Consider the following 14,224-nt stretch of genomic DNA (forward strand, 5'->3'; position numbering starts at 1 on the left):
CTGATTCAAGCAGAACCACCGACTTATACAGACCCAATCAGTACCCAAGGTACGCAAGAGTCAGGTCATGAAGGCGAAGCTCTGGTCCAAGCAGAACCACCGACTTATACAGGCCCAATCAGTACCCAAGGCACGCAAGAGCCCGATCACGAAGGTGAGGCTCCTGTAGCAGAGGCCCTCCCTGAACTGCCTTTGACAAGTAGTCATCGTACAGTAACAGAAACTATTCCTCATGAAACTGAAGAAATCGAAGATGCGACTATCTTAAAAAATCGCCGAGAAATTGCTCAGAAAGGGAAAGATGGCTTACGTACAATCGAGTATGAAGATTATCTCGTAGATGGTAAGGTAGAAGCCAGCAAGGAAATCTCACGTACAGAACTAGAGCCAACCAAAGAGATTGTCAAGGTTGGTAGTCTTGTTAAAACCAAACCAACAGTTGAAATCACTAATCTTGTTAAAGAGGAGAGCAAAAAAGCAGTAGCAGTCAACTATCACTTAGATGATCCAACGTCTGCTTTTGTTAAGGCTAAGACCCAAATTTACCAAAATGGAACATTGGTCAAAGAAGTGAATTTGAAAGATCCATCAGTCCAGCAAACGATTGATGGCTTGGACTACTATACTCCTTATACAATTAAGACTTATCTAACCTATAATCTAGGTCAATCTGATCAGGAAAGTACAGAAGTATCGACGAAAGATTTTCAGTTAGACTATAAGAAAATTGAAATTAAAGATATAGACGAAGTTGGTCTCTATGGTAAGGAAGATGGTCACTACCGTCGTTATTTGAATTTATCAGAAATACCAAGCGATTTGTCCCCTTATTTTGTCAAAGTCAAATCAGACAAGATGAAGGAAATGTTGCTACCAGTTAGCTCTATTAAGGAAACAACTGACGGGAAATACAAGGTAACCGTTGCCTTTAATGAACTGGTTCAAGAAGAAGGTTCGGCATACAAGGATAACTATAGTTTCACAGTTGATAAGCAAAAACAGTCCGAGGATGGAGTTTATACTTCCTTCAAGAAACTGATTGCTGCCATGCAGGATAATCTCGCTGGAACCTTTAAACTTGGAACTGATATGACAGCTGATGAGGTTTCTTTAGCTAAGGGACAAACCAGCTATGTGACAGGAACTTTCACTGGTAATCTTATCGGTGCGAGTGATGGAAAACCGTTTGCGATTTATGACCTTAAAACAGCCTTGTTTGATAATTTGACCAAGGCTACTGTGAAAGATATTGATCTTAAAGCGGTAGCGATTAAGAGTCAAGAAGACACAGCCAGCCTAGCAAAATTGGCTACTAACAGCCAGATTAGTAATGTAGCTGTAGAAGGTCAATTGACAGGTAGCAAGTCAGTTGCAGGTTTGGTAGCCAAGGCTCAAGATACAGAAATAACCAATAGTTCCTTTACAGGTAGCATTCAGGCTAAACATGCGGATTCTTCTCCTTACTATGTGGGAGGTATAGCAGGACTCTTATCTGGTAATAAGGCTAAGATTGATAAGGTAGCTGTTGATGCAAGTATTTCTAGCAATGCCCGCAACAATGACCAACTTGCTGGAGGTATTGTAGGGAAAGTTCAAAGTGGTGCTTTGGTTTCCCATGCACTAGCAAGTGGAACCATCCTCAATACGACAACCTATCCACGCGTCGGAGGAATAGCTGGTTCTACATGGCAAAATGGCCGTATCCATCATGTCGTTAGCATGGTCAATACTGGAGACGGCTATGCCATCACAGGAGACCAGTACAGGGGAGCGGACATCAAAGATGCCAGCACTGCAGTAGAGAATAGGAAAGTAGATCTCTATGCGACCCCAATCACCCAAGACCAGGCTAGAGAAAAAGTTCAGTCTTATGGTATGACAGTGAGGCTAGACGATACAGGTCAAACACTCAAGGATAATCAGCAAAATGTGGACTATACTCAGTTAAGCCAAGGCCAAGCTAGTCGAAAAGTTGCTTATCACAATATTGAGAAATTGATGCCTTTCTACAACAAAGAATTAGTGGTTCACTATGGAAATCAAGTCGATCCTACTGATAAGCTCTATACTACAGAATTGCTGGATGTTGTACCAATGAAGGACAATGACATCATCACAGATATTCAGGCCAATAAAGCAGTTATCAATAAACTTATGTTGCATTTTGCTGATAATACAATCAGCTATCTGGATGTCACCTACAAAGAAGATTTCAAAAATACACAGATTGCAGAATACAGCGTAGCAAGTAAAAACTTTATCTTTACGCCAGAGGCTTTTCTATCTGATTATACGAAAGTGACCAATCAAGTTCTAGCAGATTTGCAAGGAGTCGAATATGACTCAGTAGCTATGAGAAGAGTTCTTGGCATTGAGGCAGATACTTCACTTGATCCGCTATATTTGGACAAAGAGTTTGAAAAAGTTAAGGCCAATATCGGCGAACATCTCCGTAAAGTGCTAGCCATGGACAAATCTATCAATACGATGGGAGATAGTGTAGCAACCTACATCAGCGAAAAAATCAAGAACAACAAGGAAGCTTTCTTGCTTGGTTTGACCTACCTCAATCGCTGGTACAATATCAACTATAATCACATCAATACAAAGGACCTCAATACCTATAAGTTTGACTTTGATGGCAATAGCACAGCTTCAACCCTGGATACTATCATTGCCCTAGGTCAGAGTGGTATAGAAAATCTCAAGGCATCAAATAATCCAAGTGCCTATGAAACAACCCTGGCTGTTGCAAAAGGTCGTAAGACAGTGACGGATTTATTAGAGTCTTACAGAAAACTCTTCCTACCAACCAAAACCAATAATGAATGGTTGAAGACAAATACTAAGGCCTATATCGTAGAGAGTAAGTCGGCTATTCCAGAAGTGCGTACCAAACAAGAGTCAGCTACACCAGATAGTAAATATACGCTGGGAGTCTATGACCGTATTACGGCACCAAGTTGGAAATTAAAAAACATGCTCCTACCGTTATTAACATTGCCAGAAGAGGATGTTTATGTGATTTCAAACCTTTCTACCTTGGCCTTTGGTGGCTACGAACGCTATCGTGACCGTGTCAATAATACAGTCTTATCCGGAGAAGAACTCCGTCAGTATGTCCGTGCTAAGGTCGACCAGTCAGCTGAATGGCAACGAGACCACTACGATATCTGGTACAACCTCCTTTCACCAGAATACAAAGAAAAACTCTTCCGTTCAGTCATGGTTTCGGACGGCTTTGGTATGAAAGATAGCAATAGCAAGTATTACTGGGCTACCCTGTCTGATAAAGCCATTGCTTCGATCTACAACTTCTTTGGACCAACTGGTAAGTGGTATGGGGAAAGTAAAGGAGCTGGAGCCTATGCTAACGGTTCAGAGGTTCACTATGTCAGCGACCGCTTGTTAGATAAATATGGGACATCTGTCTACACCCATGAAATGGTTCATAATTCTGACGGACATATTTACTTTGAAGGAAAAGGTCGTCGTGAAGGATTGGGAGCAGAGTTGTATGCCTTGGGATTGTTGCAATCTGCTGACAGTCTAGATAAGGATGCCATTGTCTTGAATACTCTCTATAAAGGAGATAAGGATTCACTAACTCGCTTGCATACTTATGACCCGACAAGCCGCTTCACATCAGCTGCAGCCTTGCAAGAGTATGTTCACGGTATGTACGATGTCTTGTACACCTTGGATGCTATGGAAGCCAATGCTATTTTAACCAAGTCTAATGATGTCAAGAAAAAATGGTTTAGAAAAATAGAGAATTTCTACATTGAGGATAAGTACCATAAACAAACTCATGCAGGAAACTCTGTTCGTCCATTGACAGATGCTGAAGTAAGTAAACTAACTAGTTTGGATGCCTTGATTGACAATGATATCATCAACCGTCGGGCTTACCGTGATAAGAGTGACTATACTCGTAATGGCTATCATCTTATTAACATGTTCTCACCGATTTATGCTGCCCTCAGCAATCCAAAGGGTGCTCCTGGTGACATCATGTTTAGAAAGACAGCCTATGAATTGTTGGCAGAAAAAGGTTACCAAGATGGGTTCTTACCATATGTATCCAACCAATATGCAGAAGAAGCTAAGCGAAATGGGGATATTACCTATTCAGATTGGCACCGAAAAGATGTTGGTCTTATCACTGATAGTCTCGTCTTGAAAAATGTCTTTGATAATAAATACGTTTCATGGTCTGATTTCAAGAAGGATATGTTTAATCAACGTATTCGTAAGCAAGATCAGTTGAAACCAATTACCATTCAGTACGAACTTGGTGTACCAAACAGCAGCAAGGAGATTACAATCCGTTCAGCAGCCCAAATGCAAGAACTCATCGATCAAGCAGTGGCAAAAGATGTGGCTAACATTGATCGTACGACAAGCCATGCTCCTGCAAGTTGGGTGCACTTGTTAAAACAAAAAATCTACAATGCCTACCTACGTAGCACAGATGATTTCAGAGAATCGATTTATAAATCATAAGAAAACTCCCTCAAGCTATCCTGTCTAAGACAGTCTGCCTTGCAGATGGTCAGTCTTTGTGATAGAATAGCATAAAATTCTTTTGAGGGGGAACTTGCTAGGAAATCCCCAAGCATTGTAACGGATGAACCACCCTTGCCTTTTTGTGAGGGTGGTTTTTCCTTTGTAAGCAGAAAATAAGAGAGAAAGAGTCTACAGCATGTCGAGAATTGTCCCCGATTATCTAGCCAAAGAAATCTATGGCTATGGTTCTGAGAGTCCCTAAGTCTATCGTGCCCGTATCGCACGACATCTGGGTTTGGAATATGTTCACCTTGTATCGAGTCCTCAGCTTCGTCCTGATTGGAAGAAAGACTTGATTAAGTTAGGGTTTTTAGAAAAAGAACTGATTTTCGTCCCTCATATTTTTTCGGATATGGAGCAGGCGGACTATGGTCAGTCAAAGGCAGAAAATATCGTCCTAGCGGCTCACTATTCACTAGGGAAAGTGGCCCAAAGCTACCGCAAACTATTAGATAGAACTTATAGGATATTGGGAATTCTAGTCACCCTATTGCTCTACTTCTGCTTGGTTTCCTGAATTGCCTATCGGAAAAAAAGAAGAGAAGAGGCCTTAGCTCAGATTTATCCGGAGACTATGACACATCATTTTTAAGCAATGATAGTGCTTAAATTTGAAGGATTCGGCTAAGCATAGAAGTCGTTTCAAGGTAAAGAAACTTAGAAAGTTTTTGAAAGTCAGATTTCTTCATTTTCCATCCGCAATCAGGGAAAGATGGGGCGTCGTAGTCCAGTTTAGCAATGATTTCTTTATGTAAAACTCTATTAACAACATCCATCATTTTGATATTAGGGTCTTTAATGTCCAGTAATTTTGTGATAAAAAGTATTTGTTCCATTTGATTCTTTCTAATGAGTTGTTTAGTTGCTTTTCGTGATAGCTCCTATGGGGCTTTTTTTCTACAACAAAATAGGCTCTATAATCTCTATAGGGGATTTAGCTGCTATAAATATTATGGAGCCAAAAGTTGAAGACACTATGTCTTAACTTTTTTTGATTTCGAAACATCTCCTTATAAGGTAAATTTAAGTTACTGCTGTTATTCTTAGGGGCACGTGTTTCAATACAATACTCTTTAAGCGTATTTAAATTGGTTTTATACTAAAGCATTGATCATCGTTAATGAAAAATAGAAAGATTTCTAATAAAATTAAAAAACACTCATTCAAACTCAATAATTACCAGCTATAATACTTGAACGGAACAAGTGTTAATGTTATAATGAGCTATAGTGTTTAGAATCATATAACAATCTTTTTTAAGATGTTCTCCTCTTAATATTACTAAAAAATTTAAGGGGGGGAGCTTTTTATTTGCCCTAATGCTTTAAATCAACACGAATAAAATAAATCAAGGAGGTTGAATCTCATGAAGAGAGGTCAACAAGATTTTCGAACGGAGAAATATATTCGTTATGGTATCCGGAAGTATAGCTTTGGAGCAGCATCGGTAGCAATTGCAGCTGGTTTGATGTTTCTTGGAGCTGGTGCGGTATCAGCAACGGAAGTTCAAGGTGCAGAAGCATCAGTAGCTGCAACATCTCCAGCTGGAAAAACTGATCAAGATACTGCAGAAGCGAAACCTGAGACTACAAAAGCTGCAGAAGTTAAACCAGAAACTAAAGCAGAGGAAGCTCCGAAAGAAGTAGTAGCTCCGAAATTGGATAAGACTCAATTAGAATCTTATGTTAACCAGGTAGCAGAAAATATAGCTGCAGGCAAATATGCAAACACGACAGACGAAAGTTTGGCTCTTTTGAATGCAGATTTGGAAGCGGCAAAAGCAGCTCTTTCAAGTGCTAATAGTCAAGATGAGTTAAAAGCTGCTTACAACAAACTTGTAACAACTGTAAACTCAAAACTACAAAACAAACCAGTTGAGAAAAAAGCAGCTCCAGCAGTTGATACTACAAATGGTAAAGAAACTGTAGGGAAAAAAGCAGAAAATACAGAGAAAAAATCTGAGTCAAACGCAATTGAAAATACAGGTTCTAAAGATGAGCGTAATGGTAAAGAACTAGTCCAAGGTTCACACTTACGTTCAGCTAACGAAGGGTATACATTAGCATCTACCGAACTTAGAAAAGAAAACGGTGAGTTTGCCACAGCTACAGGTAAATCGTATAGAGTACTAGATCATAACGCCGACTATAAAATTTATGTTCGTGGATATCAATCTGAGAACACTGATGTGCCTGCGGCTAATAATGGTAAAGCTGCTACTAGTGGACGTACAGATATTCCTCTGTCAAAAACAGAAGCTCAAAAAATATCTGAGGAAGCTCGTCTATGGACTGGAAAGCCACGTGTTACAGGGCGCAATAACGGGGGTACAGTTTACGGTTCAAGAGGTGCCTATGAGTATCTAACTACAGAAATCTATGGGTATACTTATCAACAAGGAAATCATTATGTGTATCTTAAGGATGTAACAGAACGTTTCAGTTTATCACCAGAGGCAACTGCTGCAGGATACACAATTACAAAAGTTGATCTAAGTAACTTACCACCTGGGTTAGCTTATAATTCAACTACAGATACTGTAGAAGGATACATAGCATCTGAACTTCAAAATGGTGTATATGACATGCGCTATGAAGTAACTGTATCTCACAATGGAACTACTCAGAAAGTTACTTTCAAAGACTTAACGGCTGGATGGATAGGATGGCAAGATTCATCTGCACCGCGTATTCAAGGGACATCAAAATTAGTAACAATAGGTGATCAAGTTAATCATAATATCAAGTACATCGATAACGATGGAATGAGTCGTGATGAAAGAGCTGGATATGTATATTCAGACAGTAGAAGACCAGAAAACGGGGAAAAAGTTGTTGCTGGTTCACAAACTGCTCCTACCAGAACGATTGGAGCAACTTTTACTGCAGCTGATGGATCTACGGTGAAGACCATGAGCGGTCCGCGTACAATTACAGCCCATACAGCATTGAATGGTACATATACAGGAAGTGATACACCAATTAATGATGTTGTACCAGGATTAAATTATAATCCACAAAATGGAAATATTACTGGAACAGCAACAGAAGCTGGAATTTTCACAGCAACTGTTTATGCGAAAGATTATAATAATGCAACCAATGCGACAAATCAGGATTGGAATATGTATGGTCAAGAAGCTCATGAAAATATAACAATCGCAGTAGCACCTAAGATTACTGTTAAGAATGTTGAAGCTTATGCAACAAATGTACCTGTGACAATTTCAAAAGGTGCTAACAAAGCTGAAATTACAATGCCAGATGGAACAGTTACAAAACTTGTAGTTAAAGATGGTAACTGGACAGTTGCAGCAGGTACTACAAACACTGCGTTACAAGAAGGTGCGGTGTTAGGAGTGGCTTCAACAACAGGAGATTCAACTCTTAACTTATCAGTGACTCCAGAATCTACAAAATACGTTGGTGTTGATAGTATTGTGGCTAAAGCAACTACAGATAGAGTGCAAGCTAATTTACAACGTGAAGTATATACTGTAAAAGGTGTAAATAATAAAGAATACACAGCAACATTTAACAGTGCCACAGGTAAATATAATTTACCAACAGAAGATGCGTATCAATTAGTAAACAATGGTGATGGAACTTCTACATTAACTGAAAGACGTGTTTATACTGATGCGAAAGCAAACGGAGATACTGATTACATCGTATATGAATTCACTCGTAAATGGAGTGCAACTTCTGATGCAACTAATTTAGTAGATAAGATTGCTGAAATTCGTGAAAAAGGTCAAGTTACTGAAGTAAAAGATGTTACTCGTACAATTACAAGTGTTCCGAAAGTGCAAGTACCGAATACTCAAGGTAATATTGTAACTGTAAATTATGACTCAGTGACGAAACGATGGATAGCATCTGACGGTTCAACAGTTAGAGCAACAGAATCAAACGCAGGATGGGAACTTGAAACGGATTCAGGATTCAAAGGTTATGTATCATATCGTGAAGCTAGTTCAACTGATGTAGCATCAATTCAAAATGCTAAACCAACAGGAACTTCAACAAGTTATTCAGAAGCAAAAGGTACAACAGTAGACTTAATTAAGTCTACTAAAGCAAATGTAGCATTTGCGGATACAATCGATGATAAAACATCAGCAACAGATTCTGATACTATTAAAACAAAAGTAACAGCAACTGCACCAGACGGTACAGTAACTACTTTTGATGGGGCACAAACAGAAGAAACAGCTTATATTCAAGCACAACGTACAGCTGCTGAGAAAACCAAAGCGGCAGCAACAGCTGTAAAAGAACAACAAGATACTCAAAACGAATTAGCAAATCTTCAAGAATTATTAGATCGTCAGTCAAGAATGGAAGCTGATGCGCAAAAAGCATTGGATAATTTAAAACTACGTTCGATTTCTCCAACAGCTCAAGAATTAGCAGATAGAAGACTTAAGCATGTTAAAGAATTTAAAGCATCTGTAGAAGAACAATTAGCAAAAGCTCAAGCAAATCTTTTAACAAAAAATACAGAAGTAGAGTCAACACGTAATGCAGCTCTAGAAGCTGAAAAAGAGGTAGAAAAAGCCCGTACAGCTCTTAAAACAGCTGCAGAAGCAAACCTAGCTAGAGCTAACGCTTATGTATTATCTCAAAAAGGACGTTACAAAGTAACAGCAAGAGCAGTAGATTCAAATGGTGTTGTAACAACTCCAACAGTAGATGAGACAAATACTGGTGAAGTTACAGAAGATGCAGTAGCAGAAACAACTTACTACATCGTAGTAACAGAATCAGAGAAATCATCAGGAGCTCAAGGTCAAAAACAAACTGACTCAATGGCCGACAATTTCAATGATGGAAAAGAAGGAACTACTGTATCAGATTACAAACTAGTAGATCCAAAAACAGGAACAAAAGTTGAATCTGTAACAACTGAAGAAGGGACGTACACTGTTGATTCAACAACAGGTGAAGTAACCTTCACTCCTGCAGAAGGCTTTGTAGGAACAGCTGCACCGATGAAAGTTTCAGCAACTGTAACATTCAACGATGAGTCAGGAAGTCAAGTAAGAGTAGCGACAGAAAACACGTATACACCGACTGTATATGGAGTTCAACCTTCTAAGGATGAAACCACAGGAAAACAAGGTCAAACTCAAACTTCTAAATCAGGAAAAGATCGCTTCTCTGAATTAAATACAACAGCTAACACTCCAGATAGAACTAATGTAGACTGGGCAACAGCGGCATACTCACTAGAAGGTGCTAATGAAAAAGGTGAAGTTGAAGTCGAAGGAGAAGGAACGTATTCAATCGATTCAACAACAGGTGTAGTAACATTTAAACCACTTCCAACATTTAAAGGAGAGGGTAAAGGTGTTAATGTACAGGTATCCGTAATGGCAACTGACTCAGAAGGAAATCAAGTTCCAGTTACATCAAAAGGGAAATACACACCAACAGTAACAGGCGTAACGCCAACAGCTAAAGAAGCTACTTCAACAGGAATCCAAGGTGAAACACAAAAAGGAATACCAACATTCACAGCAGGAGATGTAGAAGTACCTATTAAAGATAATTCAGCAGTTCTTCTTGATAAACAAGGCAATCCAGTAGCTGCAGGAACTGCAGTAAATGCTGAAGATGCAAATGGAAACAAAGTCGGAGAATATACAATTGATCCAACATCAAATACTGTAACATTTACACCAACGGATAAGGCTTATGTGGGTAAAGTATTACCAGCAAATGTACAAGCAGAAGATGTAAATGGAACAACCGTTAAAACAACTTACACTCCAACAATCGTAGGAGTTAAACCAACAGCAACACCTGCAGAATCAACAAACATTCAAGGTGAAGTACAATCAGGAGTTGTAGCCTTTGCTCCAGGTAAAGCAACAATTTCAGGTACAGAAAAAACAGTAGCGCTTAAAGAAAATTCAGCTAAGTTATTAAATGCTGATGGAAGCGTACCGACTGAAGCGACAGTACCAGCTTATAAAGAGGACGGAGTTACTCAAGTAGGAACATACTCAATCGACCCAGCAACAAACACAGTAACATTCACACCGACTGATAAAACTTATACAGGTAAGGTATTACCAGCAAATGTACAAGCGGAAGATGTAAATGGCTCAACTGTTAAAACAACTTACACACCACATATCGTAGGTGTAGCACCGACAGCAGATCCAGCTACATCAACAGATGTACAAGGTGTAGAACAATCTAAAGAAGTAACATTCGTACCAGGTAAAGCGGATGTTAATGGAACTGAAAAAACAGCAGCAATCGATCCTTTATCATATAAGGTACTAGGAGAAAATGGACAACCAGCTGATGAAGTAGAAGCAAAAGATCCAAATGGAAAAGTAGTAGGTAAATTTACAGTTAAGAATGTAGATGGAAAAGCTATAGCTGTATTCACACCAACTGACAAAACTTATGTAGGAGCTGTTCAGCCAGTAACTGTTCAAGCGGCAGATACAAATGGAACGACAGTTACAACAACTTACACACCAACTATTACGCCAATCAAACCAACAGGAACACCTGTAGCAACAGAAGGAATTCAAGGTGCTGAGCAAAGCGGAACACCAACATTCACTCAAGGTAGTGACAAAGTTCCAATGAAGATTGATGCAGACCAACCAGCGAAATTAGTAGATCCAGAAACTGGAAATCCAACAGATAAAACAACAATTCCAGCAAAAGACGCTAAAGGAAATACAGTTGGAACATACGCAATCAAACCAACCACTGGAGAAGTAACATTCACACCAAATAAAGATTTCGCAGGAACACCAGTACCAGCGACAGTTGAAGCAAAAGATGCGAATGGAACACCAGCAACAGCTAAGTACACACCAACAGTTAAACCAGTAACACCAACAGCAACAGACTCTGTAACAGAAGATGTCCAAGGTGCAACGCAAGAAGCAACTCCAGTATTCATAACAGGGAAAGCAACTGTTAACGGTACAGAAGTAGAAGTTCCATTAGATAACAACGTACCAGCTAAATTAATCGATCCTGCGACTAAACAACCTACAGACGAAAAATCTGTTAAAGTACCAAACGAAGGAACATACACAATTGATGAGACTGGGAAAGTAACATTTACACCAGAAAAAACATTCACAGGTAAAACTGCAGGAATTGATGTACGTCGTGTAGATACAAATGGAACACCAGCAACAGCTAAGTACACACCAGTTGTAAGACCAGCAACACCAACAAGCTCAGATGTAGTAACAACAAATGTTCAAGGTGCAACTCAAGAAGGAACGCCAACATTTAAAGGTGGAAAAGTAACGATTAACGGTCAAGAAAAAACTGTTGAAATCGATGAAGCTGTAAAACCAAAATTCGATGATGAAACAACAACGAAGACAGTTCCAAACGAAGGAACATACACAATCGATGAGACTGGAAAAGTAACATTCACACCAGAAAAAACATTTACAGGACAAGCTACAGGAGTAACAGTTAAACGTGTTGATACGAACGGAACACCAGTAACAGCTAAATACACACCAGTAGTAATTCCAGTGTCACCAACTTCTAAAGATGCTGAATCAGAAGGTCCAAAAGGACAATCTCAAGAAGGAACACCAACATTTACAGGTGGAAAAGTAACACTCAACGGGAAAGAAGTGCCAGTAGAAATCGATGAAGCTGTAAAACCAAAATTCGATGATGGAACAACAACGAAGAAAGTACCAAACGAAGGAACATACACAATCGATGAAAATGGAAAAGTAACATTCACTCCAGAACCAAACTTCGTAGGAAAAGCTGCAGGAGTAACGGTTAAACGTGTTGATACGAACGGAACACCAGTAACTGCTAAGTATATTCCAACAGTTCGCCCAGATACTAGATATGTAGTTATCGAAAAAGATGGCAAAGAAACAGATTTACTTCCATCTAAAGATGGCGCTAAACCTTCAGAATCAATCCCAGGATACAATGTTGTTAGAACTGAAATTGATGAAAAAGGAAATACAAAACACATCTACGAAAAAGTAAGTACCTTCTTCAAAGACAAAGAAGGTAAGGAAATTCCTAACTATCCAAGTGAACCAGGAACAGTCGATAAGAAAGACATTCCAGAATACCGCTTCGTAGAGACTAAGAAATTACCAAATGGTGATACAGAGCATATCTACGAAAAAGTTAAGACATCATTCAAGGATAAAGAAGGAAACGAAATTCCTAAATATCCAAGTGAACCAGGAACAGTCGATAAGAAAGATATTCCAGAGTACCGCTTCGTAGAGACTAAGAAATTACCAAATGGTGATACAGAGCATATCTATGAAAAAGTTAAGACATCATTCAAGGATAAAGAAGGAAATGAAATTCCTAAATATCCAAGTGAACCAGGAACAGTTGATAAGAAAGACATTCCAGAATACCGCTTCGTAGAGACTAAGAAATTACCAAATGGTGATACAGAGCACATCTACGAAAAAGTTAAGACATCATTCAAGGATAAAGAAGGAAATGAAATTCCTAAATATCCAAGTGAACCAGGAACAGTCGATAAAAAAGATATTCCAGAATACCGCTTCGTAGAGACTAAGAAGTTGCCAAACGGTGATACAGAACACATCTACGAAAAAGTAACAACTTTCTTTAAAGACAAAGAAGGTAAGGAAATTCCAAACTATCCAAGTGAGCCAGGCACAGTCGATAAGAAAGACATTCCAGAATACCGCTTCGTAGAGACTAAGAAATTACCAAATGGTGATACAGAGCATATTTACGAAAAAGTTAAGACGTCGTTCAAGGATAAAGAAGGAAATGAAATTCCTAAATATCCAAGTGAACCAGGAACAGTCGATAAGAAAGACATTCCAGAATACCACTTCGTAGAGACTAAGAAACTACCAAATGGTGATACAGAGCACATCTACGAAAAAGTTAAGACATCATTCAAGGATAAAGAAGGAAACGAAATTCCTAAATATCCAAGTGAACCAGGAACAGTTGATAAGAAAGACATTCCAGGATACAGATTCGTAGAGACTAAGAAACTACCAAATGGAGATGTTGAACACGTATACGAAAAAGTTAAAACTCCAACACCTACACCAACGCCTACTCCAACACCATTTGAATACAAAGTCATCACAACTTATGTAGACGAAAAAGGAGTATTAATCATTCCGGATGAAAATGGTTCACATCCAGGAAAACCATTAGAAAATTATGAACTAGTCCGTACGGAAACAGACGCAAATGGAAATGTTCGTAATGTTTACCGTAAGATTCAATCTCAAAAACCAGTACAGCCGGTAGAGCCAGCTACTCCAGCAATGCCTGAACAGCCAGCTAAACCTCAAATGCCAGCAACACCTAAATATGTTGATGGTCAAAAAGAATTGCCTAACACAGGTACAGAAGCTAACGCTAGTCTTGCAGCACTTGGACTTCTTGGAGCCCTAGGTGGATTTGGACTTGTGACTCGCAAGAAGAAAGAAGACTAATCTTTCTAATGATATGATTTGTTTGCAATGAGCAGATCATCTCTAAAGCTGATGAATCGAATGATTCGTCAGCTTTTTTTCTGTATAACGAGCATGTCCTACATCTGGATTGTGGGTTTTATATACTAGTAAAGCTGTTAGCGATTCTCAAGTCTGACGCTGGAAATAAGAATCGGCAGAAGA

General features: G+C 39.1%; 3 protein-coding genes and 1 pseudogene. 3 read left to right on the plus strand and 1 reads right to left on the minus strand.

Annotated elements, in window-relative coordinates:
• The coding region (locus tag HT724_RS00700) for a ZmpA/ZmpB/ZmpC family metallo-endopeptidase (RefSeq protein WP_173293544.1) at window positions 1-4,506 on the plus strand (4,506 nt) is incomplete at its 5' end.
• 298 nt (window positions 4,507-4,804) lie between these two features.
• A complete protein-coding gene (locus HT724_RS10130; protein WP_240156705.1) occupies window positions 4,805-5,086 on the plus strand; it encodes a hypothetical protein in 282 nt (93 codons plus the stop codon).
• Window positions 5,087-5,149: 63 nt separating this feature from the next.
• On the opposite strand, the pseudogene HT724_RS00710 reads toward HT724_RS10130, so the two are convergent.
• Window positions 5,150-5,405, minus strand: a pseudogene (locus HT724_RS00710) (ISL3 family transposase); the annotation flags it as partial.
• 530 nt (window positions 5,406-5,935) lie between these two features.
• On the opposite strand from HT724_RS00710, the gene HT724_RS00715 reads away from it, so the two are divergent.
• A complete protein-coding gene (locus HT724_RS00715; protein ID WP_173276339.1) occupies window positions 5,936-14,041 on the plus strand; it encodes a YSIRK-type signal peptide-containing protein in 8,106 nt (2,701 codons plus the stop codon).
• Window positions 14,042-14,224 lie beyond the last annotated feature (183 nt).

This window comes from Streptococcus sp. k-402 (assembly GCF_013277515.1).
Classification (GTDB): Bacteria; Bacillota; Bacilli; order Lactobacillales; family Streptococcaceae; genus Streptococcus.

What these genes read in the sequence shown, in the direction of transcription:
- HT724_RS00715 (WP_173276339.1), top strand. Translation starts at nt 5,936, where the DNA reads ATGAAGAGAGGTCAACAAGATTTTCGAACGGAGAAATATATTCGTTAT.